Here is a 23,718-nt window from a genome sequence, read left to right on the forward strand (position 1 = left end):
AATCCTGCAGACCGCTATCCGTTTTGTGCAGGATGGTCCGGCAGATGATTCAGCGTGTTTCGAAGGGAGGGATCAGTGGCGGCGTTTGAAGGTCTGCGACGGCAGTTCGCCGAACTGTTGGCGATAGCTTTCGGAGAAGCGGCCCAGGTGCAGGAAGCCGTAATCCAGTGCCAGTTCAGTCAGATTGCGCACCGGGCAACTCGGGTCGCTAAGGCAGGCGTGGATGCGTTCGAGCTTGCGCTGGCGGATGTATTGCATCGGCGTGACGCCCAGTTGGCGTTCGAACAAGGTGTACAGCGAGCGCGGGCTCATGCTGGCTTGCGCGGCCAGATGTTCGGCGGGCAAGTCGCGTTTAAGGTTGCGTTCGATGTAATCGAGGATGCGTTCAAAACTGATGTTGGGTGAGCTCAGGCATTCACGGCTGACGTTGGTGTTCATCAGCGAAATCAGTTTGCTGCCGATGATCTGCGCGTAATGCTCCTGCACCCGCAACAACGGATCGCTGGCCTCGGCTTCCTGGCAGACCATTGCCAGCAGGTTGGTGAAACCTTCCAGCTCATTCAGCTGATAGTGATTGCGCAGGAATCGAATACCGCTCGCCGGGCGTATCCAGCGCTGCTCGTCGCACACTGTTTCAAGGACACTGACCGGCACCTTGAGAATGAATTTCTCGCAATCGTCCGAGTAGGTCAGATCGACCGGATCGTCCGGGTTGATCAGCAACAGTTCGCCCGGCACCAGATGCTGCTCGTGTTTGTGCCCGCGCCACAGGCAATTGCCTTGCAGCAGGACTTGCAGGTGGTAAACGGTTTCCAGCGCCGGCGATGTCACGCGAACACTGCCGCCATAACTGATGCGTGCGAGATCGAGATCGGCAAGTTTGCGGTGATTGAGACTGGCTTGCGGATGGGCGGTCCTGGACAGGCCGATGAAGTGCTGGCCGACGTGCTGGTTGACATAGTCGGAGACGGCGTAAGGGTCAGCGTGACGAAACACGCTGCTGCGATCACTCAGCAGATGGCTGTCCATGGGGCGGTGCTCGATCTTGTCATTATTATGGTTTCACGGCTTCACCGGTCACAGTACGCCCCGGTTCTGATGTGGGCAATCGCACGACGGACCGGGTATCCGGTAATCGAACACTTTTACCAGCGTGTCGTGCTCGCTCAAGCAAAAAAGCCCGGCTGATCTGGCCGGGCTTTTCGTTGGCTGCTGCGGTAAGCGCGTGCATTCAGACTGCACGGCGTTCGATCAGGCGATCCGCGCCACCTTCTGCGACCCGATTGCCTTGCAGATGATCCGAGCCATCAGAAGCAACGGCGTCGCTGAACAGAGGATCGGTTTCAGTGGCCGCGACTGCGTCGCTGAACAATGGATCGGTTTCAGTAGCGGCAACTGCATCGCTGAACAATGGATCGGTTTCAGTAGCGGCAACTGCATCGCTGAACAATGGATCGGTTTCGGTGGCGGCAAAAGCATTCAGTGCGAAGATCGAGAAAGCGATACCGAGAAGGACTTGGCGTTTCATGGTGATGTGCTCCGATTGCGTGGTTGGGAATGGAGCCGATCTTACGCTGCGGTACTGATATGAGAACTTCATTGAATTAATGGTTGTTATTGATGCAGTCAATAGTTGGGCCGCGCGATGATTGCCTACAGCCGCCAATGGAAACGCCCTACAGCCCTTCAGACCGCCAAAAAGAAAGTTCGTACTTTTGACAGCTTTATACAACAAAAAAAACCCGTCCCAGCACAAGACTGAAACGGGTTTTCCCACAGTAACGGTCGTTACTTCAGATCGTCAAAGTGGTCTCGCAGGAATTCGTAAAAGCTCAACGCTTTGAACGATCTCCATACGAGGCTCAGCGTACGCAGCAAATGCTTCATACGTTTTGGCCTCCAGGTCAGGGGGCCAAACCTCCAGCAAACTTACCGGATCATGCGTGCCTTCAGCCTAAACGTCAGTCTGGCTAGTGAGGCGGCCGGTTGAATGCCCTCTGAACCATCATCCCGGCACGGGTGCAAAACCGTGTCAGAGGGAATGAAACCGTTGAGTTGCCAGCCAGACCTCACCTTCGAACGAACATCTGAGCGTCGGCATCATAACCTTCAATCAAAGGTTCTCATGCAGAGAAACTTTCTGCTTTTGTAAATCGTTATTTCTGCATGATTAATTCGAATAAACAACGCTGAAAAAACCGGATCAAAGCACAGATTAACGTTGCAAGGTGACGCAAAGGCTCCTACCATTCCTGCACGTCAGTTTGGCTAGTGAAGCACCAACCCCGGCCGCAAACCGAGGTTTACAAAAGAACCGCCCCGCAAAGGCGGTTTTTTTTCGCCTGGAAATCGCTGCTTCATACGCACACAACCAACGCACCCAAGCCAATGAAACGCTATTTGCACTTGGCCAACACCACCTGACAGGTATTCGGCGTGCCGCCTGAACGGCCGGCGTAGCGGATGCAGTTATTCATCGATTTCTGCCGCGCCATGTTCAGGCTGGAGCCCCACGCCAGACCTCCCTCGCCAACGGTCGGCAAGGCCTTGGCGTAACAGCTGTCACCGACGCCAGAGGGTGGATAATGCTTGCGGTTCGAGCAGCCGGCGGCCAGCGTCAGGCTGAAGACGATCAGGGTAGGCAGAACCCATGGCGAGCGTCGGTCGATCATCGCGTTGCACCTGTCGCTAAAGGGTCGTGTGCCGTTGAGTCTAGCCGTTTGCACTTGCCTTTCTGCACAAATCTTCTAAACGCCCAGCTGCGTTGCGCGGTATTTTATGAGGCCGCATTTTTCAAAGCCGAGCCCTGGAGCCTTCCGTGGATAAACGCAACTGGATCGATCTGTCCCAGGATGTCGACACCGGGATTGAATCGATTCGTGCTCACTTCGAAGGGCATGCCTACGACCCGCACTGGCATGACAGCTTTCTCGTCGGGGTCACCGAGCAAGGCGTTCAGCAGTTCAATTGCCGCCGCGTGCGCCATCGCAGCACGCCGGGCCAGGCGATCTTGCTGGAACCGGGGGAGATTCACGATGGCCATGCACCGACCGAGGACGGCTTTACCTATTCGATGCTATACCTCGACCCGCATTGGCTGGAGCGCGAAATGCACGCGCTGTTCGAAGACGCGCCGTCCGACAGCCAGCCCGGTTTTGCCGACACCCTGAGCCAGGACCCGCGTCTGGCTACAGCCATTCATCAAGCCTTCCACGCACTGCACGACGGCGACTTGCGCATCGTTCGCCAAACCGCCATCGATGGTCTGCTGGGCTCGCTCACGGGCCATCTCGCTTGGCGCAAGCGTCAGGATTTCGATCCGCGCCTGCCGCTGGTGGCGCAATTGGCGCGGGACTATCTGCACGCACATGCCTATGAAGACATCGGCCTCGATGAACTGGCGCGCGTTTGCGGGGTGGATCGTTTTCGTCTGAGCCGCGCCTTCAAGACAGCCTTCGGCCTGGCGCCGCACGCGTATCTGATCCAGCTACGTTTGGCCAAGGCACGGCAGTTGCTCGCACGCGGTGAAACACCGGCGCAGGTGGCCAGCGTGCTGGGTTTTGCCGATCAGAGTCATTTGGGGCGCTGGTTCCGCCGCGCCTACCAACTGACACCGGCGGACTACCGCAAGCGCTGCTCAAACCTTCCAGACTGACGCACATTGACGAGTAATCATGGCCCCCTGTGTTCACTTTCAGGGAATCTGCACCATGGCGTCATTACTGCCCTTCCTGCTGTTTGCTTTCGTTGCGACCATCACTCCCGGCCCAACCAATATTCTGGTGTTGAGCCACAGCTCGCGCCAAGGCTTGCTGGCCACGCTGCCGATCATTTTTGGTGCCTGCGCAGCGGCGGCGCTCATCGTGCTGGTGGTGGGCCTCGGTGCCGGCGAAACACTGCTGCGTTTTCCTCGTGTGCAGCAAGCCATGGCCTGGGGCGGCGTGCTCTGGTTGAGTTGGCTGGCCTTGCAGATCTTTCGCAGTGCACCGCCATCACTGAACCCGACAGAGCAGCAAGAACAAGGTTTGAGCGTGCTCGGCGCGGCAACGCTGCAACTGGTCAACCCCAAGGTGTGGATGATGGCCATGGCAGTGGTCAGTGTGTTTGTCGGAGGCGGCGACCAGACGCTGCAACTGTTGGTGTTGTCGCTGGCATTTCTGCTGGTGTCGTTGCCGTGCATGACGTTGTGGGCGCTGCTGGGCGTGGGCAGCAGGCGGTTGATCGGCTCACCGCAAGCGTTCAGGCGCATGAACGCAGTATTGGCGTCGTTACTGCTGCTGTCGGCATGGCTCACCGTACTGGCCTGAAAATCTCCTACAGGGGGGCAACACTGACTTTATTTCCCCTTTGGGCTGGTGTCCCAACCACGATCCCGGTAACTGGTTTTATCGTGCTCTGGAAAGTCGGTCGTCCATACCCCCCAATCCATGTACGCATAGTACTGGGTCATCGCGTCAAAATAGCTGTCGGCGCAGACCTCCCAAACCAGCTTCGACCCCGGTTCAAGCAGCGCTCGCGCCTCATCTCCATGAGGCCCGGACACCACGAACAACTCCAAGCCATCGGGCTCCAGCCACAATTCATGGTTCAATGTCTTTTCTCGCCTCCATAGCAGGCCATTAGTGCCCCGTCGCCTGGCGGTACTGGCGTGGGGTGAATCCGGTCGAAGCCTTGAACTGACGGGTAAACGCGCTGTGATCGGTGTAGCCACATTGCAGCGCGACCTCAGTGATCGGCAAGTCCGTATGCAGCAATCGATGGGCATGTTCCAGGCGCACTTTCTGGATCATCTGCCGGGGTGTCAGGTGGAACACGCGTTTGCAGTAGCGTTCCAGTTGCGCGACGGAAATACCGGCAATTCGCGTCAGTTCACCGAGGGTGACACGGCGATTGAAGTTCGCCCGAATATGCTCATCGACAGCGGCCAGCCGCTCGAATGCCGGGTGGGTTTCGCTGGCCGATTGCAGATCGACCGAGATACCCGCCAGACCGATGATCTCGCCATCGCGGTTGTACAACGGCTGCTTGTGCGTCAGGCACCAGCCCGGTTCGCGGCTGCCATACAGATGCAACTCCAGCTGGTCCTCCAGCACAAAGCCCTCCTCCAGCACTTTGCGATCCTGCTCGGTGTAGCCCGGCCCCAGTTGCGCCGGAAATACCTGTGCGCTGGTTTTACCGAGCAATGGACGCAAGTCTTTTAACCCGCAACGTTGCACCAATGTGCGATTGGCGAGGACGTAACGGGCCTGCACATCCTTGATGAAAATCGCCGCATTGGGGATCACGTCGAGCATCGGCAACAGCAATGCCGCGCCGGCCAACAGCTCTTCAAGGGTTTGCGGACGATTGCCGCCAACGCCTTGGGCCAGGCGTGAAAACGCGTGCTGCATCAAACAATCCCCCCTCGTGACGTAGATTGGCCAAGGGCCCGCCCTGCGGCGTTCGCGTGCAGATTGCAGCATCGTTCAGCGCATGTCGAGAGCAGCGTTTCATCTGGGCGATTGTGCTGAATTCGTCATCCAACCCATCGCAAAACATCAATCGCCGCGCCCTCGATGAGTTCAAAGTCTGGCCGTCCCAGTGACACAACTGCCTATCCAATAACTCACAAGAAGGCGATGCCATGTCAGGCCAAGGCAAGTTCAAAAAACAGCTTTCACTGATCGACCTCACATTTATCGGACTCGGCGCGATCTTCGGCTCCGGCTGGTTGTTCGCGGCCAGTCACGTGTCCGCCATTGCCGGGCCGGCAGGGATTTTCTCCTGGCTGCTGGGCGGTTTTGCCGTGCTGTTGCTGGGCATCGTTTACTGCGAACTGGGCGCGGCCTTGCCGCGTGCCGGCGGCGTGGTGCGCTACCCGGTTTACTCCCACGGCCCGCTGCTCGGTTATCTGATGGGCTTCATCACGCTGATCGCGTTTTCCAGTCTGGTGGCGATCGAAGTGGTTGCCTCGCGCCAATACGCGGCGGCGTGGTTTCCCGGCCTGACCAAGGCTGGCAGCGGCGATCCGACGATTCTCGGCTGGATGGTGCAGTTCGGTCTGCTGTGCGTGTTTTTCCTGCTCAACTATCGCAGCGTGAAGACCTTCGCCAAGGCCAACAATTTGATCAGCGTGTTCAAGTTCATCGTGCCGTTGCTGGTGATAGGTGTGCTGTTCACCTTCTTCAAACCGGCCAACTTCGAGGTTCAGGGCTTTGCGCCGTTCGGCCTGTCCGGTGTCGAGATGGCGGTGTCGGCGGGTGGCGTCATTTTCGCTTATCTGGGACTGACGCCGATCATCTCGGTGGCCAGTGAAGTGAAGAATCCGCAGCGCACCATTCCCATTGCGTTGATCCTGTCGGTGCTGCTGTCGACGCTGATTTACGTACTGCTGCAAATGGCCTTTCTCGGCAGCATCCCGACCGAAATGCTCGCCAACGGCTGGGCCGGTATCAGCAAGGAATTCGCCCTGCCTTATCGCGACATCGCCTTGGCGCTGGGCGTGGGCTGGCTGGCGTATCTGGTGGTGGCCGACGCGGTGATCTCGCCGAGTGGCTGCGGCAACATCTACATGAACGCGACCCCGCGGGTGATCTACGGCTGGGCGCAGACCGGGACCTTCTTCAAAGTCTTCACCCACATTGATGAGAAGTCCGGCATTCCGCGCCCGGCGTTGTGGCTGACCTTTGCCCTGTCAGTGTTCTGGACCCTGCCGTTCCCGTCGTGGGAAGCGCTGATCAACGTGGTCTCCGCTGCGCTGGTGCTGAGCTACGCCGTGGCCCCGGTTTCCGTGGCTGCCCTGCGCCGCAACGCGCCGAACATGCCGCGCCCGTTCCGGGTCAAGTGCATGGGCGTACTCGGGCCGGTGTCGTTCATCATCGCGGCGCTGATCGTTTACTGGTCAGGCTGGAGCACCGTGTCATGGCTACTTGGCCTGCAGATCCTGATGTTCGTGGTGTATCTGCTGTGCGGCCGCTTCGTGCCGACCGCTCACCTCAATCTGGCCCGTCAGGTGCGCTCCTCGGCGTGGCTGATCGCTTTCTACGCGGTGACCATCGTCCTGTCGAAACTCGGCACCTTCGGCGGTCTCGGCATCCTCATTCACCCTTTCGACACCATCGTTGTCGCCGCTTGCGCCACCGGCATTTATTACTGGGGCGCCGCAACAGGCGTACCGGCGCACCTGCTGCGTCTTGAAGAAGATGACGAGGAAAGCGAAGTCGTAGCGCCCGCCTCAACCGTGTCCGCGCGCCCTGCCGGCGCTTACTGAACTCATCCAACGGGATCGATTCATGAAAGAACTACACGTCATTGATTCCCACACCGGCGGCGAACCGACGCGCCTGGTGATGAAAGGTTTCCCTGATCTGCCGGGCAACAGCATGGTGGAAAAACGCGATGCCCTGCGCAATCAGCATGATGCATGGCGCCGCGCCTGCCTGCTGGAACCGCGTGGCAACGATGTGTTGGTTGGCGCGCTGTATTGCGAGCCGGTCTCGCCGAACGCCACCTGCGGGGTGATTTTCTTCAACAACGCCGGCTACCTCGGCATGTGTGGCCACGGCACGATTGGCCTGATCAATTCGTTGCAGTACTTGGGAAAAATCCAGCCGGGCGTGCACAAGATCGACACGCCGGTCGGCCCGGTCAGTGCCACGCTGCATGACGATGGCTCCGTCACGCTGGGCAACGTCCCCGCCTATCGCCACCGCAAACAGGTGCCGGTGGACGTGCCGGGATTCGGCCAGGTATTGGGTGACATCGCCTATGGCGGCAACTGGTTTTTCCTCGTCTCGGAGCACGGCCAAACGTTGACGATGGACAACGTCGAACACCTCACCGTCTACACCTGGGCGATGCTCAAGGCCCTCGAAGACCAAGGCATTTACGGCGAAGACGGCGCGGTGATCGACCACATCGAACTGTTCGCTGACGACGCCAACGCCGACAGCCGCAACTTCGTCATGTGCCCCGGCAAAGCCTACGACCGCTCCCCTTGCGGCACCGGCACCAGCGCCAAACTCGCCTGCCTCGCCGCCGACGACAAGCTGCAACCCGGCGCGACCTGGGTGCAGGCAAGCATCACCGGCAGCCAGTTCGAAGGCCGCTTCGAATGGGAGGGCGAACGCATTCGCCCGTTCATCACTGGCCGCGCGTACATGACCGCCGACAGCACGCTGCTGATCGACGAAACCGACCCGTTCGCGTGGGGCATCTGAGCCGCCGCGCTGACTTTTCACCTCAATTTGAATGATGTGCCAAGGAGTTAAAACAATGAGCGACAACATCTTCACCGGTTGCATGCCAGCCCTGATGACCCCGTGCACCGCCCAACGCAAACCGGACTTCGACGCACTGGTGGCCAAGGGTCGCGAGCTGATCGATATCGGCATGAGCGCGGTGGTCTACTGCGGTTCGATGGGCGACTGGCCGCTGCTGACCGAAGCCGAGCGTCAGGAAGGCGTGGCGCGTCTGGTCGCCGCCGGTATTCCGACGATTGTCGGCACCGGCGCGGTGAATTCTCGTGAAGCGGTTTCCCACGCAGCGCACGCAGCGAAAGTAGGTGCACAAGGCTTGATGGTGATTCCACGCGTAATGTCCCGTGGCGCTTCGCCGGCCGCGCAAAAGGCTCACTTCGCGGCCATTCTGCAAGCCGCACCGAATCTGCCGGCAGTGATCTACAACAGCCCTTACTACGGCTTCGCCACCCGCGCTGACCTGTTCTTCGAACTGCGTCACGAGTATCCGAACCTGATCGGCTTCAAGGAATTCGGCGGTGGCGCCGACCTGCGTTACGCCGCGGAAAACATCACCTCCAAGGACGATGACGTGACCCTGATGGTCGGCGTCGACACGCAAGTGGTGCACGGTTTCGTCAACTGCAACGCCACCGGCGCCATCACCGGCATCGGCAACGCCCTGCCCCGCGAAGTGCTGCAACTGGTAGCGCTGAGCAAGCGAGCGGCCAAGGGTGATGCCAAGGCCCGACGTCAGGCGCGAGAACTGGAATCGGCACTGGCAGTGCTGTCGTCGTTCGATGAGGGCTGCGATCTGGTGCTGTATTACAAGCATCTGATGGTGCTCAACGGTGACAAGGAATACACCCTGCACTTCAACGAAACCGATGCGTTGAGTGACTCGCAACGACGTTATGCCGAGCAGCAGTACTCGCTGTTCCGTCACTGGTACGAGAACTGGTCGGCGGAAGAGAACTTCGCCTGACCCTCCCCTCACCTGCCGCGAAGCCTTGTGCTGCGCGGCAGGCCTCCCTCTTTTTTCATCAGGAAGACACCATGACTCTGACGGGCCACATGCTGATCGGGCAGCACACGGTTGCGGGCAACCGCGCCGCCATTCACGGAATCAACCCGGCCACGAACGCTGCGCTGGAACCGGCCTATGCCGGTGGCTCGGCCGAGCACGTCGAACAGGCGTGCGCATTGGCCTGGGCGGCGCTGGACGCCTACCGCGAAACCACCCTCAGTGCCCGCGCCGACTTTCTGGAAAGCATTGCCGCTGAAATCGAAGCCCTCGGCGATGAATTGATCAACCGCGCACACACCGAAACCGGCCTGCCCCCAGCGCGTTTACTGGGCGAGCGCGGACGTACTTGCCAACAATTAAGAATGTTCGCGCGCACCGTGCGCGCCGGTGAATGGCTGGATGTACGTGTCGATAACGCACAGCCGCAGCGCCAACCGTTGCCGCGTTCGGATTTGCGTCAGCGCCAGATTGCTCTTGGGCCGGTGGCGGTGTTTGGTGCGAGCAATTTCCCCCTGGCATTTTCGGTGGCCGGTGGTGACACCGCTTCGGCACTGGCGGCCGGCTGCCCGGTGGTGGTCAAGGCACACAGCGCGCATCCCGGCACCAGCGAACTGGTCGGCCACGCGCTCGCTCGAGCGGTAAAAGCCTGCGGTATGCCTGAAGGGGTTTTTTCGTTGCTGTACGGTTCTGGCCGCGAAGTCGGCATTGCGCTGGTCAGTGATCCGCGCATCAAAGCCGTCGGCTTTACCGGTTCCCGCGCTGGCGGATTGGCATTGATTCAAGCGGCGCAGGCCAGGCCCGAGCCGATTCCGGTGTATGCGGAAATGAGTTCGATCAATCCGGTGTTGCTGTTTCCGGCGGCGTTGCAAAACCGCGCAGAGGCATTGGCCGAAGGGTTTGTCGGCTCGCTGACCTTGGGCGCCGGGCAGTTTTGTACCAATCCGGGATTGGTGATTGCCCGTAAAGGCCCGGCCCTCGATGAGTTCATGGGGGCAACAGCCAGGTGCATCGAGACTCGTGCGGCGCAAACGATGCTGACGCCGGGTATCTACAACGCTTACGCATCGGCTGTGAAGGCGCTAGCCGAAAACGCCGGTGCGCGTATCGTTGCGGCGGGGCAAATCGGCACCGGCGCGAATCAGGGGCAGGCGCATGTCTTCGTCACGCAAGCGGCGAATTTCCTGAGCGATCACAACCTGCAAGCCGAGGCGTTCGGTGCGACGTCGTTGATCGTGCAATGCGCCAGCGACGACGAAATCCGTCAGGTTACCGAGCAACTCGAAGGCCAACTGACCGTCACCCTGCACCTTGACGACGCCGACCTTGAACTGGCTCGCACCTTGCTTCCGACACTGGAGCGCAAGGCCGGTCGCCTGCTGGTGAACGGCTGGCCAACCGGTGTGGAAGTCTGCGATGCGATGGTGCATGGCGGACCTTTCCCGGCCACCTCCGACGCGCGCACGACCTCGGTCGGCAGCGCCGCTATCCTGCGATTCCTGCGCCCGGTCTGCTATCAGGATTTCCCCGACAGCCTGTTACCCGCCGCACTGAAACAGGCCAATCCGCTGCACCTGCGGCGCTTGCTCGACGGGCAAAGGGAAGCCTCCAACCATGGCCAATAACGTCTCCTGCGACATCGCGGTGGTCGGCGCCGGCATCATCGGCGTCGCCTGCGCACTGCGTCTGGCGCGCCAGGGATTGCGCGTGGTGGTCATTGATCAGCAACCGCCCGGCCACGGCGCCTCGTTCGGCAACGCCGGGCATCTGGCGACCGAACAGGTGTTCCCGATTGCCGACGCTTCTATCCTCAAACGCCTGCCGGCCATGCTGATGGACCCAATGGGGCCGCTGCGCCTGGACTGGAAATACCTGCCCCGCGCCTTGCCGTGGTTCACCCGGCTGCTGCTGAATCTGAGGGCGGAACCGTTTCAGAAAACCGTGGCCGGATTACGCGCGCTCAATGAAAGCAGTCTGGATGCGTGGCAGCGCTTGCTCGCCGACATCCAGCGGCCGGACTTGCTCAAGGTCGATGGTTCATTGCTGGTGTTCGAAAAGCCTGAGTCCCGCCAAGCTATCGAAGCCCTGCAAGCGCGGATGGCTCAGCAGCAGGTCGCGGTCGATTACTGGCAGGCCAGCGCCATCCGCGACACCGCGCCGCAACTCAGCGAACAGATTCAGGGCGGCCTGTTCTTCCCGCGCACCGGGCACTTCATCGACCCGTATCGCGTGGTCTGCGAACTCGTGGAAGCGGCGAAAGCCAGTGGCGTGAGTTTTCTGCAACAACAGGTGCAAGGGGGCTATGTGCAGGAGCACGGCGTTTCGCTGGTCACCGGCAACGGCGGCGTCAGTGCAAGCCGCGCGCTGATTGCCTGTGGTGCGCACTCGGCGAAACTCACCGCCGCACTCACCGGCCAAAAAGTCCCGCTGGACACCGAGCGCGGCTATCACCTGATGCTGCCGCAGGAACACGATCGCCTGCCCTTCCCCGTCACCTCGCTGGAGCGCAAATTCATCATGACGCCAATGACCGAAGGCTTGCGCCTGGCCGGCACCGTCGAGTTCGCCGGGTTGCAAAAGCCGCCAAGCATGGAGCGCGCGTGGCAACTGCATCGATTGAGTCAAGGTTTGTTTCGCAAGGATCTGAGTGCCGAAGCAGCGACACCGTGGATGGGCTTTCGTCCGTCGTTGCCGGATTCGTTGCCGGTGATTGATCAAGTCTGTGATGGCAAGGTGTTGCTTGCATTTGGGCATCAGCATTTAGGGTTGACGCAGGCGGCGGTGACGGCGGAGATGGTGGTGCGGATGGCTTTGCCTACGGTGGTAACAAAGACCTGCAGCCTGCCAGTCAGCGAACCGTACAGGCTGAATCGTTTTTGAAACGGAAGCTTGATCCAAAAGCCTGCTTTCGAGAGCAGGCTTTTGTGCTCGGGGAGATTTCCTGTGGTCTGGAGACAAAGATGTTAAGAGGGCATTAGCCAATGTCGCTCAGTGGTCCAACCCAAAAAAACCTTTGCACCCTCATCCTTTTGGCGACTCAGCGTCAGCCGATTTCCTGCAGCGGCAACACGCAACCCGACCATGGCGGGCAGAAATCTTTCTCGGAACTCACCGGATTGCGTCGCAAAATGCGCTTCAAGACTTTCGAGTGCCGAATGCAAAAGCTCTCCATCCAGCATCGACAGATAAAACATCATCTGACGCCACGCATACGCGGTGTTTTTCAACATCAGCAGACGAGCATGGTAGAGCGATAGGTGCGTTTGGTGGCGTTTGCAGATCCATTTAAAGCACGACAGCGCCAATGCACTTAGACGGTGTTGCAGCAGTATTTTGAGCTCGAGTTCGCCAAACAATACCGCAAGGTTTTGTGTTGTCAGGATCTGTTGCTGTTCGAGGATTGTACCGTTGACTGCTGGCTGCCACGTGCCCAGGACGGCATTTGCTCGCTGTGCGCACAGCGTCGCCAATGCATCAGAGTTGTTTATTCTGCGCCGCGATCGGCGGTGATCGGGAAGGCTCGCCAGTCCATCTGTATCAATGTCGTAATAGCGGGCGTAAAGCGTTCCAGCGATCAGCTTGGCCGATTGTCTGGCCGCTCTCGAAAATTTGTTGGAGAAAGTCCCCATGAAAATGTCAGCAGCCACTTCCTCGACGAAGGGAAGGTCCAACTGAGCCGTTTGAGCCAGAGAAACAAACTCCTGCAGTAACTTGTTAGGAAGAATCGCTTGCGGAAACGCAGAGAGAGTTAACGCGGAGGCTTCAACCAAAGCTTGTCTAGCGCCCGTAACGGAGTTGGCGTTCGTCTCACGCTCAGCTTCTAAAGCCATTACCCAAGGCAGCTCTGCAATTTTGACCTGACTTTGCAGGTTGACTAGCAACAATGACCGCCGACGGCGGAAGGCACGGTACGTAGCACCTCCCAATGTCTGAAGCGTTCCGTCTCGATATCCGGCGTTACAGATTTCAGCCGTCATCGCAGGCAGTACTTGCGCCACAGTATCGCCGGATGAGATCAAGCCATGGTCAATCAGCTCGGCGATTGTGCCCTTGCGGCAACGCTCCAGGCGTCGGCGAACAGCAGCCGGAATGATCGTCCCTACGATCAGTGCGTGACGCTTCGTCTCTTCATCGGTGATAGGTTTCAACAGTGGAGCAAAGTCCTCGACGCCGTCCGCACCCGGATAATTTTCCAGACGCTCCGCTACAGCATGGGCGATCAAATGATGTCCGGGGGCAGCCACGTGATTTCGCTGCTCTTCCCGTTTAATCGAGTGTGCGCGGGATTCGGGATGGCCATGTTTGGCGACAAAGTCATCGACAATTCGCCGGACGCGACCGACGTCTCGGCCCGTCAATGCTGCTTGATCACGGGAACTCTGAGCGAGTAACGCAAACAGTTCTGCTGCCCGGTTCTTGAAGGGTCCTCGGCTATTGAATTCAGTGCCACAGGTTTCAGCGATCTGTTTGCCGAGTAAGGTTGCGCGCTCAAACCAGCCGTCAGGATAGTGTCGGCAAGGCCAGCCGTCCTGATACGTCAAAATAAACAGTGAGACCGCAGCGTCGTAGAGAGGCAGTCGGTTTTCTACAACATGTTTTTGAACAGCGAGACGCGGTTGAGCCGATTGCCGCGTCAGCCGCTGCCTGACACTGGCGGTATCAAAAACATGCACCTCAGCCGTCGAGATCAGTGGTTCGTCAACGGCAGTCGGGAAGAAACGCAGCCTTTCGAAGAAAGGTGCGATCTGTTCGATCAACGTTCGCGCTTCGTCATTACGCTGATGCCGCAGAAGCCATGACACTGTCAGCAGTGCGGCCTCCTCCGGAACATCGATTTGATAACTGCCTTTCGCCAAACGTTCTTGCAGCGATGCGACTCCTGCATCTGAAAGGTGCCAGGCATTCAGATCGAGCCGTTCATGACCGGCACGGATGCCAGGAATCGACGCAGCCAACTGGCGCTCGTAGGCAGTCAAAGCACCACCAGCAATCAGTCGCCCAGTGGCAAATCCACCTGTCACCACTTCCAGTGTGACCCACGTCGGCAAATCGGCGAATGGCATGCGTAAACCGTACTGTGCGCTGCCCTGCAGCAGATGTTCGACAACCCGTTGCCAGCGCTCGATACGATTGCGTGCCTGCTGACCCGCATCGCTCCGCGAAGCGGTCAACGCCCGCGAGAGCTGGAACACCGCATAACCGGCACTCACTCCACTGCGCTCGTCGAATTCACTGTCGTGCCTGGACATACTTCCCTGTGACTCTGCAATGTAAAAAATGGGTCCGGGGGCTGGATTCGAACCAGCGCCCACTCGGTCCAGAGCCGAGCGTTCCACCGCTGAACTACCCCGGAACAGTGCGCGCATTGTTGACTAGACACGAAGGGATGTGAAGTTCGATGTTCAGGTTTCTATTACAAGATAACTCCTCGGCGTCGCGGCCTGAAACAAGCGCTCGCATCCATTCAGTGCTCAGCGTTGCTAATTGATTATTCAATTTCGTCGACAGAATTTGACAGGCCAACCTTAGCCCGACAAAGTCGCACCCCTTTTTCCCGCCAACGATGCCGCAAACAGCAGGCAAATCAGGGGTTGCCGTTGAACGAAAACACTTTGTCCATGCGCCTTGAGCGTGTGGCCGCACACGTGCCGGCGGGTGCGCGGCTGGCCGATATCGGTTCCGATCACGGTTATCTGCCAGTGGCGTTGATGCGCCGTGGCGCGATTGAGGCAGCAGTGGCCGGCGAGGTGGCGTTGACGCCGTTTCAGGCGGCGCAGCGCACGGTGCGCGAAAACGACCTGCAAGCGCGAATCACCGTGCGCCAGGCCAATGGCCTGGCGGCGATCAATCCCGCAGACCGGATTACCGCGATCAGCATCTGCGGTATGGGTGGCGAAACCATCCGCGACATCCTCGAACGCGGCAAGGCGCACCTGAGCGGCAGCGAACGCTTGATCCTGCAGCCCAACGGTGGCGAGCAACCGTTGCGCCTGTGGTTGATGGAAAACGGTTATCGCATCCTCAGCGAGGAAGTGCTGCGCGAAAGTCGCTTCGACTACGAAATCATCGTCGCCGAGCGCGCCGAAGTGGTCAGCTACACCGACAAGGAGTTGTATTTCGGTCCCTTGCAGATGCAGGCGCGCAGCCCGGCATTCCTGATCAAATGGCAGCACAAACTTCGCCACAAGCAGAAGACCCTCAGCCACCTCGCCCGCGCGCAACAGGCGTTGCCAGAAGACAAAATCGCGGACGTTCGTCAGGAGGCGCAGTGGATACGCGAGCTGTTGACTGAATCGCATGGTCAGCCCGTACTCGCGAATGAACCGGAAATCAGGGAACCTTGATGTCGGTCAGAAGTGAGCGTGGCGCCACAATCTGTGGCTTGTTGGCAATCCTGTTGTGGAGCACCACCGCCGCGCTGATCCGTAGCGTCAGCGAGATGTTCGGCCCGTCGGGCGGTTCATAGGAATAGGCAAGGCTGCAAGACGAACCGGCATAGGTGCCTCGCTGCCTGATCGCTACCATGACTTCACACCAGCCTTTGGGAGATTGTCATGAACCGTAGCAAAACCCTGTTCATCACCGGCGCGAGCAGCGGCTTTGGCCACGCCTTGGCCAAAGCCGCGCTGGCTGCAGGTCATCGCGTCATCGGTACGGTGCGCAATGAAACCGACCTGCAAAACTTCCAGGCGCTGTCCCCGGACAATGCATACGCAGTGCTGCTCGATGTCACCGACTTCCAGCGGATCGACAGCGTTGTCGCCGAGGTGGACGCGACTCACGGCCCGGTCGATGTGCTAGTCAACAATGCCGGTTATGGCCACGAAGGCATTTTCGAAGAGTCGCCGCTGGACGACATGCGCCGACAGTTCGACGTCAATGTGTTCGGCACGGTCGCCATGACCAAGGCCTTCCTGCCCTACTTTCGCCAGCGTCGGGCGGGGCATATCCTCAACATCACCTCCATGGGCGGCACCATCACGATGCCCGGCATCGCCTATTACTGCGGCAGCAAATTTGCGCTTGAAGGGATCTCCGATACCCTGAGCAAAGAGCTGAAGCCTTTCAATATCTTCGTCACGGCTGTAGCGCCCGGCTCGTTTCGCACCGACTGGGCCGGCCGATCGATGCAACGTACGGCGCGCAGCATTGCCGACTACGACGCCAGTTTTGACCCGATCCGCAAAGCCCGGGAAGAGAAAAGCGGCAAACAGCTCGGCGACCCGCAAAAGGCTGCGCAAGCGCTGTTGCAGATCATCGCCAGCCCGACGCCGCCCGCCCATCTGCTGCTCGGTAGCGATGCTTTGTCGCTGGTGCGTGACAAGCTGCAACGAGCGCTCGACGAGATCGATCAATGGCAAGCCCTGACCCGCTCCACCGACCATTGACAGAGGACGCAATGACCCAGGCCGATGCAACCACCGCCCGCATGGTGCAACTCATGGACACCCTTGCGCCGGTCGAGGGCTACAACCTCAGCGCACTCGATGACGTGCGTTTCCTGCGCTCGAATCGGCCGCTGACCCGCACCCCGGTGCTGTATGACCCCGGCATCGTCATCCTCTGTCAGGGTCGCAAACGCGGTTATCTGGGCGAAGACACCTACGTCTATGACGCCCAGCACTATCTTGTCGTCTCCGTGCCGATTCCTTTCACCATGGAGACCGACGCCACGGCGGCCGAGCCGATGCTCGCGATTTACATGCACCTGGATTTCCATCTGGCCAGCGAGTTGATGCTGCAAGTCGATGAAGTGCATGGCGCCAGCGATGCCCAACCCAAAGGCATGTACGCCTCGCCGATGGACGACGCACTGCGCGCCACGACCTTGCGTTTTCTTGAGGCGATGAGCGTGGCCGGTGAAGCGCAGATCCTCGGGCCAGCGCTGGTGCGGGAGATCTATTACCGCATTCTCACGGGTGGGCAAGGTGGCTCAATGCGCGCCGCGCTGCAGCGTCAGGGGCATTTTGGCAAGGTCAGCCGAGCGATCCGCAAGATCCACAGCTGTTATCAGCAACGCCTCGACGTCGAGCAACTGGCCCACGAAGCGAGCATGAGCGTGCCGAGTTTTCACCTGCACTTTCGCAGCGTGACCGATACCTCGCCGATGCAGTACCTGAAGTCGACACGCCTGCATCAGGCTCGGTTGCTGATGCTGCGCCAAGCCATGAGCGCATCGGCGGCAGCGTTCGACGTCGGCTATGAAAGTGCCTCGCAATTCAGTCGCGAGTTCAAACGCTTTTTCGGCCGGACACCGCAGGCCGAGATTGAATGGATGAAGGCGACGTATGCGTTGCCGGCACCGACAACGTCATCTGAATATGTGTCGTCGCATTAGATCGCTCAGTTCGCAGGATGGAGCGCGGCCGCGTGGTGCATCGCCAGATGCCCGGTCTTGTCACTTTTGACTTCGTATTGCGGTGCTTCCTTTGAAGCAGGTCGATGGCGCCCCATGAACTCGACATCGCGGGTGTGCACGTTGACAACCTTGCCGCGAATTTCGCCGGCCTCGCTGTTCCAGTGAACCGCGTCGCCGACCTTGAATGACCTGCTCATGGTCCGCCCCTCAACACTGGTTCAATTCAATCATTGCGACTCGGGATGCTCACTCGACACCGAATTGTTGGCCGCCACGTCCGTCATGTCTTCATCGAGCAGCGCCTCGTCATCGGCGGGCAATGGAACCTCGGGCTGATCGCGTTTCGGGTCATGCCCCGTCTCATTGTCGGTCGTTCGTGTCACTTCTTGCTGTGACCGGTTGCCCGGTGCGTTTTCATCGATGTCCATGCCTCGCTCTCCGTTCTGACACACGGGAAATCCGTGCCTGAACGTGAGAGACAACGACGCGGCGCAAGTGCCGGGCACTGGACGAACGGCGCGCCAACAAAAAAAGCCTGCTTTTGAGGGCGGGCTTTTCGCTTGGCGCACTTGGGGCTTATTTCTGCTGCGCGGTCAGCGCCGAGTAGCTGTTCATCAGGTTGCGGTAGTTGGGAATCCGCTGCGACAGCAGATTGCCCAAGCCTTCAATGTCGTTGCGCCAGTCGCGGTGCAACTCACACGCCACCGAGAACCAGTTCATCATCTGTGCGCCGGCCTGGGTCATGCGGCTCCACGCAGCCTGTTGCACGGTGGTGTTGAAGGTGCCGGACGCATCAGTCACCACAAACACATCAAACCCTTCTGCCAGCGCCGACAAGGTCGGGAACGCTACGCACACGTCTGTCACCACACCGGCAATGATGATCTGCTTGCGGCCGGTCGCCTTGATCGCTTTGACAAAGTCTTCGTTGTCCCAGGCGTTGATCTGGCCAGGGCGAGCAATGTACGGCGCGTCCGGGAACATCTCTTTCAATTCCGGCACCAGTGGGCCGTTCGGGCCTTGTTCGAAACTGGTGGTGAGGATGGTTGGCAGTTCGAAGAACCTGGCCAGATCAGCCAGGGCGAGCACGTTGTTCTTGAATTCGTTCGGCGAGAAGTCCTGCACCAGGGAAATCAGGCCGGTCTGGTGGTCGACCAGCAACACGATAGCGTCGTCTTTGTTCAGGCGGTTGTAGGTTGGAGTGGTCATGGTCTGCTTCCCTTTTGAGTTTTTGAATTTGTTGTTGCGTTCAAGTTGGGTACAGATTACTGACGCATCGAAAAGGGATAAATCGGCTGGAATGTGTTTCACCGTCAACCTGAAACGGACAATCGCGTGAACAACCGCTGCCATTCGATACACCACGGCATAAATGAAGTACCTCAAGGCGCATTTATCAATTACTGACAACTTCCTACAGTTCTCTCCAACAGCAGCCCCTCACCCCGACGGGCCTGCGATCGGAGACAGTCCATGCCTTTCATCAGCGTACGCATTACCCGCGACGGCGTTAGCCGGGAGCAGAAAGCCCAAGTGATCAAGGAAATCACCGAGACCATGCAACGAGTGCTCAACAAGGATCCGCAGCTCACGCACATCGTGATCGAGGAAGTCGATACGGATAACTGGGGTTACGCGGGCATGACCACAACCGAATACCGCCAATCGTTGTCGGGCAATTAATCTTCAATTCCTGAGGAAATCATCATGAGCACATCCAGCAAAGTTGTCGTTATCACAGGCGCCTCGCAAGGCATAGGAGCGGGTCTGGTCAATGGTTTTCGCGAGCGTGGCTATCAGGTCGTGGCGACCTCGCGCTCGATCAAGGAATCCGCTGATCCGCAGGTATTGACCATCGCTGGCGACATCGCCGATCCGCAAACTGCCGAACGGGTGATCCGTGCCGCCGTCGAACGTTTCGGTCGCGTCGATACGCTGGTCAACAATGCCGGCATCTTTGTTGCCAAGCCGTTCACCGCGTACAGCCGGGAAGACTACGCCCGAGTGGTGGCCACCAACATGAGCGGCTTCTTCCATATTTCGCAACTGGCCATCGCCGAAATGGAAAAGCATGGCAGCGGACACGTGGTCAGCGTCACTACCAGTCTGGTCGATCATGCAATTGACGGCGTGCCGTCGGTGCTGGCCTCGCTGACCAAAGGTGGCATCAACGCTGCGACCAAATCCCTGGCCATCGAATACGCCAAGCGCGGGATTCGCGTCAACGCGGTGTCGCCGGGCATCATCAAGACGCCCATGCACGCCGAAGAAAGCCACGCAGCCCTGGGCAATCTGCATCCGCTTGGCCACATGGGTGAGATCGACGACATCGTGCAGGCAATCCTTTATCTGGACGCCGCGAAGTTCGTGACCGGTGAGATTCTGCATGTCGACGGTGGCCAGAGCGCGGGGCATTGATCACGACGCCACTTCAGCGCGGGTGGCGATTCATGTGGTAAACATCTGGAGGAATGCTCCTCGGTGCCAGCCATGATGAAACGCCACTTTGAAGATTTGCAGTTGGGCAGTATCGAACTCTTCTGTCTCGCCGCTGACGCCGGCAGCTTCACCGCTGCCGCACTGCTCGCGGGGGTGACACCGGCGGCGGTGAGCCGCTCGATTCTGCGTCTGGAAAAACGCCTCGGCTCGCGGCTGTTTACACGAACCACACGCAGCATCCGCCTGACCGACGCGGGCAGGAAATTCTTCGAACAATGCAGTCAGGCACTGACCCAACTGGTCGAAGCCCAGCAAGAAGTCATGGGCACGCAGACCACGCCGTCGGGGCGCTTGCGCATCAGCCTGCCCACCACTTACGGCCACCACCGCATCCTGCCGCTGCTGCCGAAATTCCGGGCGCTATACCCGCAGGTCACGGTCGATATCCATTTGGGCAATCGCAATATAGATTTCGTCGGCGAAGGTTACGATCTGGCGATTCGCGTGCGTGCACAACCGGACTCGACCCTGATTGCGCGTTTGCTGGAAGACGCGAAACTGGTGGTGGTCGCCTCGCCGCAATACCTGCACGCAGCGGGTACGCCGCAGACACTTGAAGATCTGCTCGAGCATGAATGCATTCAGTTCGAACTGCCGAGCAGCGGCCGGCAGATTTCCTGGCTATTTCAGGACAATGGCAAGGATCGTGAAGTACTCGCAGCCGGAGGTTATTCCTGCTCCGATGACGTGCTCGGTGGCGTCACCCTGGCCAAACACGGTGCGGGACTGTTCCAGACCTATCGGTTCATCGTCGAGCGGGAGTTGGCCGATGGCAGTCTGATTGAGGTGCTTGAACCTTTCAGCGGTCGCTCAAGACCGTACACGTTGCTGTATCCCCACGGTCGCTATGTGCCCCAGCACGTGCGGGTCTTCGTGGATTTTCTGCTGCAATTTCGCGAGCAATGGGTAAACGGCTGATGCACCGGGCATGCCGGCCTCAGACGCGCAACAGTTGCTTGGTCATCGCCATCGAGGTGTTCAGCGATTGCCCCGTCCGCTGCAGCTTGTTGAGTAGACTTGCACCCAGCCACAGCTGATACAACGTCTCTGCCAGTTGCCGCGCATCGCCCGCCGGCAGGCTCTTTTGCGTCTGGCCTTCTTCGATGCACACGGTGATGCGCGCCACCACGCGCTCGGCACCGTCGCGCAAGGTCAGGCGCATCGACTCGGACAGATCGGCGACCTCGGCGCTGAGCTTCACCACCAGACACTCATCACCATGGCCTTCGAGGGTGCAGCGATTTTGCCAGCCCTGCCAGTAATCCATCAGCCGCTCGAACGCCGTCAGCCCCGGGAGTGTCAGGCGTCGCTCCATGTCGGCGAGGTAGCCGACAAAATAATCCTCGAGCAAGGCCTGGCCATACAGCTCTTTGGATTTGAAGTAGTGATAGAACGAACCCTTGGGCACGCCAGCGGTTTGCAGGATTTCATTGAGGCCGACACTGGTGAAGCCCTTCTCGGCCATCATCCGGTGGCCGGTGTCGAGCAAGTGTTGGCGCGTATCGTCGTAAGTCGGTTTCATGGGGCGCAAAGTCCAGACAATAGACCAGTCGTATATTTCACAGGCTGCGGAGTTTGCCACAGCCGGGCGGGAAAAACCTCCGTTGAAAAAATTACTAGACGACTGGTCTAATAGGAAACTATGCTGCGCTCCGTCAACCTAATTCATCGGGTGTCGATGCGACACGAATGCCTCGTGCAGCGCTATCACCTGACCAACCCAGGGTGCTCTATGAAAATCTTGATGGTTCTGACTTCCCACGATCAGCTCGGCGACACCGGCAAGAAAACCGGTTTCTGGCTGGAAGAATTCGCCGCCCCTTACTACGCTTTCAAGGACGCGGGCGCCGACATCACGCTGGTGTCGCCAGCCGGTGGCCAGCCTCCGCTCGATCCGAAAAGCGATGAGCCCGATGCGCAAACCGCCGAGACCGATCGCTTTCGCAATGACCCGGCTGCCCAGCAGGCATTGGCCAATACCGGTCTGCTGGCCGATGTCCGCGCCGACGATTTCGATGCCGTGTTTTACCCAGGTGGCCACGGCCCGCTCTGGGATCTGGCTGAAGACAAACACTCGATCGCCCTGATCGAAGCGTTCGACCGCAGCAACAAACCGCACGGTTTTGTCTGCCATGCGCCCGGGGTATTGCGTCATGTGCTCGCAGCTGACGGCAAACCGCTGATCCAGCATCGCGAAGTCACCGGTTTCACCAACGCCGAAGAAGCCGCCGTCGGCCTGACTGACGTGGTGCCGTTCCTCATCGAAGACGAGTTCCAGCGTCTCGGCGGCTACTATTCGAAAGTCGCTGACTGGCAGGTTCATGTGGTCGTCGATGGAAAATTGGTGACCGGTCAAAACCCCGCCAGCTCTGCCGCTGTCGCTGAAAAACTGCTGAAGATGTTGGGCTGAGACCCAGCGTCTACGTCCTCTGAACGCCGTGCGTGTTGCACGGCGTTTTTTTCGCCCCCATTTAATAGTTGACTGGTCTAATAAACATGAATAGCCCCTACTTCACCCCTGCCAAACTGGGCCTGCACACCCTGAAAAACCGCATCGTCCTGCCACCGCTGACACGTCAGCGCAGCACGCAACCGGGCAACATCGCCAATGAGCTGATGGCCGAGTATTACCAGCAGCGTGCCGGCGCCGGTCTGCTGGTGACCGAGGGCACGCAGATCGAACCCCGAGGCCAGGGCTACGCCTGGACACCCGGGATTCACACCCCTGAGCAGATCGCCGGATGGCGCAAAGTCACCGAAGCGGTGCATGCCGTCGACGGCGTGATTTTCGCGCAACTGTGGCACGTGGGCCGCGTATCTCACACTGCGTTGCAGCCGGGCGGCGCCGCTCCCGTTTCTGCCTCCGCAGTGGCCACTGACCGAGTCAGCGTGTTCATCGAAACCGCGCCCGGTGCCGGTGAACTGGTGCCGCCGTCCGCACCGCGCGCACTGAGCACCGACGAAGTCCAGGAACTGGTTCAGCTGTACATTCAAGCGGCGCGCAATGCGATGGAAGCCGGGTTTGACGGCATCGAACTGCACTGCGCCAACGGTTATCTGGTCAACCAGTTCATCTCTGCCCACAGCAACCTGCGCACCGATCAATACGGTGGCTCGCTGCACAATCGCCTGCGTTTTCTGAAGGAAGTGGTGGCCGGCGTCGCCGAGTGCATCGGCAAGGAAAAAGTCGGTGTACGCTTTGCGCCGCTGTTCACCACCACCGATGAAGCGCGGACCTATCTGGGCATGGTCGAGGAAGATCCTCACACCACCTACATCGAGGCGATCAAGGTGCTGGAAGACGTGGGTATTGCCTATCTGTCCATCGCCGAAGCCGACTGGGACAACGCCCCGGCGATGCCGCAGACATTTCGTCAGGCGGTGCGCGACACCTTCAGCGGCGCGATCATCTATGCTGGGCGCTACAACGCCGAATCGGGTGCGCGTCTGCTCGACTCCGGGTTGGCGGACTTTGTCGCGTTCGGTCGCCCGTTCATGGCCAACCCCGACCTGCCGGCGCGCATTGCCAATGACTGGCCGTTGAATGCGCTGAATCCCGCCACGGTGTATGGCGGGGCCGGCGAAGGCTATGTCGATTACCCGGTTTATGGCGCCTAATC

At 59.3% G+C, this 23,718-nt stretch carries 25 protein-coding genes and 1 tRNA gene; 15 read left to right on the forward strand and 11 right to left on the reverse strand.

Features of this window, described 5'->3' with window-relative positions; all coding sequences use genetic code 11:
- Window positions 1–72: 72 nt before the first annotated feature.
- The 3 genes from AK821_RS15120 to AK821_RS15130 all read right to left on the reverse strand — a co-directional run bounded on the left by AK821_RS15120 (window position 73) and on the right by AK821_RS15130 (window position 2,672).
- A complete protein-coding gene (locus AK821_RS15120) occupies window positions 73–1,029 on the reverse strand; it encodes an AraC family transcriptional regulator (RefSeq protein WP_064390414.1) in 957 nt (318 codons plus the stop codon).
- Window positions 1,030–1,231: 202 nt separating this feature from the next.
- The gene (locus AK821_RS15125) at window positions 1,232–1,528 is read right to left on the reverse strand and encodes a hypothetical protein (RefSeq protein WP_064390415.1); all 297 of its coding nucleotides are present in this window, start codon (window positions 1,526–1,528) and stop codon (window positions 1,232–1,234) included.
- Window positions 1,529–2,396: 868 nt separating this feature from the next.
- Entirely contained in the window at window positions 2,397–2,672 is a 276-nt protein-coding gene (locus AK821_RS15130) for a hypothetical protein (RefSeq protein ID WP_064390416.1), read from the reverse strand.
- 146 nt (window positions 2,673–2,818) lie between these two features.
- Here AK821_RS15130 and AK821_RS15135 point away from each other — a divergent pair, with 146 nt between their 5' ends.
- Window positions 2,819–3,655 carry an AraC family transcriptional regulator gene (locus AK821_RS15135; protein WP_064390417.1) on the forward strand — a complete coding sequence of 279 codons (837 nt, stop codon included), beginning with the start codon at window positions 2,819–2,821 and terminating at the stop codon, window positions 3,653–3,655.
- Between the two features lie 55 nt (window positions 3,656–3,710).
- Complete coding sequence (locus AK821_RS15140; protein WP_064390418.1) at window positions 3,711–4,307, forward strand: LysE family translocator; 597 nt, start codon at window positions 3,711–3,713, stop codon at window positions 4,305–4,307.
- 312 nt (window positions 4,308–4,619) lie between these two features.
- Here AK821_RS15140 and AK821_RS15150 read toward each other — a convergent pair whose 3' ends face one another.
- Window positions 4,620–5,390, reverse strand: a complete 771-nt coding sequence (locus AK821_RS15150; RefSeq protein ID WP_064390420.1) for an AraC family transcriptional regulator — start codon at window positions 5,388–5,390, stop codon at window positions 4,620–4,622.
- Window positions 5,391–5,623: 233 nt separating this feature from the next.
- Between AK821_RS15150 and AK821_RS15155 the strand changes: the two genes are divergently transcribed.
- The 5 genes from AK821_RS15155 (at window position 5,624) to AK821_RS15175 (ending at window position 12,120) form a co-directional block, all read left to right on the forward strand.
- Window positions 5,624–7,249: an APC family permease gene (locus tag AK821_RS15155; protein WP_064390421.1), complete on the forward strand. Its 1,626-nt coding sequence runs from the start codon at window positions 5,624–5,626 to the stop codon at window positions 7,247–7,249.
- Between the two features lie 22 nt (window positions 7,250–7,271).
- The gene (locus tag AK821_RS15160) at window positions 7,272–8,198 is read left to right on the forward strand and encodes a 4-hydroxyproline epimerase (RefSeq protein ID WP_064390422.1); all 927 of its coding nucleotides are present in this window, start codon (window positions 7,272–7,274) and stop codon (window positions 8,196–8,198) included.
- A gap of 55 nt (window positions 8,199–8,253) precedes the next feature.
- A complete protein-coding gene (locus AK821_RS15165) occupies window positions 8,254–9,201 on the forward strand; it encodes a dihydrodipicolinate synthase family protein (protein WP_064390423.1) in 948 nt (315 codons plus the stop codon).
- A gap of 71 nt (window positions 9,202–9,272) precedes the next feature.
- Entirely contained in the window at window positions 9,273–10,865 is a 1,593-nt protein-coding gene (locus AK821_RS15170; protein ID WP_064390424.1) for an aldehyde dehydrogenase (NADP(+)), read from the forward strand.
- Complete coding sequence (locus AK821_RS15175; protein WP_064390425.1) at window positions 10,855–12,120, forward strand: NAD(P)/FAD-dependent oxidoreductase; 1,266 nt, start codon at window positions 10,855–10,857, stop codon at window positions 12,118–12,120. The genes AK821_RS15170 and AK821_RS15175 overlap by 11 nt, the downstream gene beginning before the upstream one ends.
- Window positions 12,121–12,203: 83 nt before the next feature.
- On the opposite strand, the gene AK821_RS15180 is transcribed toward AK821_RS15175, so the two are convergent.
- Complete coding sequence (locus tag AK821_RS15180; protein WP_152974170.1) at window positions 12,204–14,450, reverse strand: hypothetical protein; 2,247 nt, start codon at window positions 14,448–14,450, stop codon at window positions 12,204–12,206.
- A gap of 68 nt (window positions 14,451–14,518) precedes the next feature.
- Window positions 14,519–14,593: transfer RNA gene (locus tag AK821_RS15185), tRNA-Gln, on the reverse strand.
- 244 nt (window positions 14,594–14,837) lie between these two features.
- On the opposite strand from AK821_RS15185, the gene AK821_RS15190 reads away from it, so the two are divergent.
- Window positions 14,838–15,584: a tRNA (adenine(22)-N(1))-methyltransferase gene (locus AK821_RS15190; RefSeq protein ID WP_330219030.1), complete on the forward strand. Its 747-nt coding sequence runs from the start codon at window positions 14,838–14,840 to the stop codon at window positions 15,582–15,584.
- On the opposite strand, the gene AK821_RS30815 is transcribed toward AK821_RS15190, so the two are convergent.
- Window positions 15,571–15,765: a hypothetical protein gene (locus AK821_RS30815; RefSeq protein ID WP_161806654.1), complete on the reverse strand. Its 195-nt coding sequence runs from the start codon at window positions 15,763–15,765 to the stop codon at window positions 15,571–15,573. The genes AK821_RS15190 and AK821_RS30815 overlap by 14 nt on opposite strands.
- A gap of 29 nt (window positions 15,766–15,794) precedes the next feature.
- Between AK821_RS30815 and AK821_RS15195 the strand changes: the two genes are divergently transcribed.
- Complete coding sequence (locus AK821_RS15195) at window positions 15,795–16,628, forward strand: oxidoreductase (protein WP_064390427.1); 834 nt, start codon at window positions 15,795–15,797, stop codon at window positions 16,626–16,628.
- An 11-nt stretch (window positions 16,629–16,639) separates the two neighbouring features.
- A complete protein-coding gene (locus tag AK821_RS15200; RefSeq protein WP_064390428.1) occupies window positions 16,640–17,578 on the forward strand; it encodes an AraC family transcriptional regulator in 939 nt (312 codons plus the stop codon).
- A gap of 5 nt (window positions 17,579–17,583) precedes the next feature.
- Here the strand turns inward: AK821_RS15200 and AK821_RS15205 are convergent, their stop codons facing one another.
- The 3 genes from AK821_RS15205 to ycaC form a co-directional block, all read right to left on the reverse strand.
- Window positions 17,584–17,796, reverse strand: a complete 213-nt coding sequence (locus AK821_RS15205; RefSeq protein WP_064390429.1) for a DUF2945 domain-containing protein — start codon at window positions 17,794–17,796, stop codon at window positions 17,584–17,586.
- Window positions 17,797–17,826: 30 nt separating this feature from the next.
- The gene (locus tag AK821_RS15210) at window positions 17,827–18,027 is read right to left on the reverse strand and encodes a hypothetical protein (protein ID WP_064390430.1); all 201 of its coding nucleotides are present in this window, start codon (window positions 18,025–18,027) and stop codon (window positions 17,827–17,829) included.
- 148 nt (window positions 18,028–18,175) lie between these two features.
- Window positions 18,176–18,808 carry an isochorismate family cysteine hydrolase YcaC gene (gene ycaC / locus AK821_RS15215; RefSeq protein WP_064390431.1) on the reverse strand — a complete coding sequence of 211 codons (633 nt, stop codon included), beginning with the start codon at window positions 18,806–18,808 and terminating at the stop codon, window positions 18,176–18,178.
- 264 nt (window positions 18,809–19,072) lie between these two features.
- Between ycaC and AK821_RS15220 the strand changes: the two genes are divergently transcribed.
- From AK821_RS15220 to AK821_RS15230, 3 genes are all read left to right on the forward strand, one after another.
- Complete coding sequence (locus AK821_RS15220) at window positions 19,073–19,282, forward strand: tautomerase family protein (protein ID WP_064390432.1); 210 nt, start codon at window positions 19,073–19,075, stop codon at window positions 19,280–19,282.
- 24 nt (window positions 19,283–19,306) lie between these two features.
- Window positions 19,307–20,017 carry an SDR family NAD(P)-dependent oxidoreductase gene (locus tag AK821_RS15225; RefSeq protein WP_064390433.1) on the forward strand — a complete coding sequence of 237 codons (711 nt, stop codon included), beginning with the start codon at window positions 19,307–19,309 and terminating at the stop codon, window positions 20,015–20,017.
- 75 nt (window positions 20,018–20,092) lie between these two features.
- Window positions 20,093–21,016, forward strand: a complete 924-nt coding sequence (locus AK821_RS15230) for a LysR family transcriptional regulator (protein ID WP_064390720.1) — start codon at window positions 20,093–20,095, stop codon at window positions 21,014–21,016.
- A gap of 19 nt (window positions 21,017–21,035) precedes the next feature.
- Here AK821_RS15230 and AK821_RS15235 read toward each other — a convergent pair whose 3' ends face one another.
- Window positions 21,036–21,620, reverse strand: a complete 585-nt coding sequence (locus tag AK821_RS15235; protein ID WP_064390434.1) for a TetR/AcrR family transcriptional regulator — start codon at window positions 21,618–21,620, stop codon at window positions 21,036–21,038.
- A gap of 210 nt (window positions 21,621–21,830) precedes the next feature.
- Here AK821_RS15235 and AK821_RS15240 point away from each other — a divergent pair, with 210 nt between their 5' ends.
- Together AK821_RS15240 and AK821_RS15245 are read left to right on the forward strand one after the other, a co-directional pair.
- Window positions 21,831–22,508: a type 1 glutamine amidotransferase domain-containing protein gene (locus tag AK821_RS15240; RefSeq protein ID WP_064390435.1), complete on the forward strand. Its 678-nt coding sequence runs from the start codon at window positions 21,831–21,833 to the stop codon at window positions 22,506–22,508.
- A gap of 86 nt (window positions 22,509–22,594) precedes the next feature.
- A complete protein-coding gene (locus AK821_RS15245; protein ID WP_064390436.1) occupies window positions 22,595–23,716 on the forward strand; it encodes an alkene reductase in 1,122 nt (373 codons plus the stop codon).
- Window positions 23,717–23,718 lie beyond the last annotated feature (2 nt).

The sequence above is a fragment of the Pseudomonas sp. RIT-PI-r genome (assembly GCF_001297015.1).
Taxonomy (GTDB): Bacteria; Pseudomonadota; Gammaproteobacteria; order Pseudomonadales; family Pseudomonadaceae; genus Aquipseudomonas.

Bases quoted from the DNA above. Each gene is read 5' to 3' on its own strand.
- AK821_RS15120 (WP_064390414.1), bottom strand. From the start codon at position 1,029: ATGGACAGCCATCTGCTGAGTGATCGCAGCAGCGTGTTTCGTCACGCT.
- AK821_RS15125 (WP_064390415.1), bottom strand. From the start codon at position 1,528: ATGAAACGCCAAGTCCTTCTCGGTATCGCTTTCTCGATCTTCGCACTG.
- AK821_RS15130 (WP_064390416.1), bottom strand. From the start codon at position 2,672: ATGATCGACCGACGCTCGCCATGGGTTCTGCCTACCCTGATCGTCTTC.
- AK821_RS15140 (WP_064390418.1), top strand. From the start codon at position 3,711: ATGGCGTCATTACTGCCCTTCCTGCTGTTTGCTTTCGTTGCGACCATC.
- AK821_RS15150 (WP_064390420.1), bottom strand. From the start codon at position 5,390: ATGCAGCACGCGTTTTCACGCCTGGCCCAAGGCGTTGGCGGCAATCGT.
- AK821_RS15155 (WP_064390421.1), top strand. From the start codon at position 5,624: ATGTCAGGCCAAGGCAAGTTCAAAAAACAGCTTTCACTGATCGACCTC.
- AK821_RS15160 (WP_064390422.1), top strand. From the start codon at position 7,272: ATGAAAGAACTACACGTCATTGATTCCCACACCGGCGGCGAACCGACG.
- AK821_RS15165 (WP_064390423.1), top strand. From the start codon at position 8,254: ATGAGCGACAACATCTTCACCGGTTGCATGCCAGCCCTGATGACCCCG.
- AK821_RS15170 (WP_064390424.1), top strand. From the start codon at position 9,273: ATGACTCTGACGGGCCACATGCTGATCGGGCAGCACACGGTTGCGGGC.
- AK821_RS15175 (WP_064390425.1), top strand. From the start codon at position 10,855: ATGGCCAATAACGTCTCCTGCGACATCGCGGTGGTCGGCGCCGGCATC.
- AK821_RS30815 (WP_161806654.1), bottom strand. From the start codon at position 15,765: ATGGTAGCGATCAGGCAGCGAGGCACCTATGCCGGTTCGTCTTGCAGC.
- AK821_RS15195 (WP_064390427.1), top strand. From the start codon at position 15,795: ATGAACCGTAGCAAAACCCTGTTCATCACCGGCGCGAGCAGCGGCTTT.
- AK821_RS15200 (WP_064390428.1), top strand. From the start codon at position 16,640: ATGACCCAGGCCGATGCAACCACCGCCCGCATGGTGCAACTCATGGAC.
- AK821_RS15205 (WP_064390429.1), bottom strand. From the start codon at position 17,796: ATGAGCAGGTCATTCAAGGTCGGCGACGCGGTTCACTGGAACAGCGAG.
- AK821_RS15210 (WP_064390430.1), bottom strand. From the start codon at position 18,027: ATGGACATCGATGAAAACGCACCGGGCAACCGGTCACAGCAAGAAGTG.
- ycaC (WP_064390431.1), bottom strand. From the start codon at position 18,808: ATGACCACTCCAACCTACAACCGCCTGAACAAAGACGACGCTATCGTG.
- AK821_RS15220 (WP_064390432.1), top strand. From the start codon at position 19,073: ATGCCTTTCATCAGCGTACGCATTACCCGCGACGGCGTTAGCCGGGAG.
- AK821_RS15225 (WP_064390433.1), top strand. From the start codon at position 19,307: ATGAGCACATCCAGCAAAGTTGTCGTTATCACAGGCGCCTCGCAAGGC.
- AK821_RS15230 (WP_064390720.1), top strand. From the start codon at position 20,093: ATGAAACGCCACTTTGAAGATTTGCAGTTGGGCAGTATCGAACTCTTC.
- AK821_RS15235 (WP_064390434.1), bottom strand. From the start codon at position 21,620: ATGAAACCGACTTACGACGATACGCGCCAACACTTGCTCGACACCGGC.
- AK821_RS15240 (WP_064390435.1), top strand. From the start codon at position 21,831: ATGAAAATCTTGATGGTTCTGACTTCCCACGATCAGCTCGGCGACACC.
- AK821_RS15245 (WP_064390436.1), top strand. From the start codon at position 22,595: ATGAATAGCCCCTACTTCACCCCTGCCAAACTGGGCCTGCACACCCTG.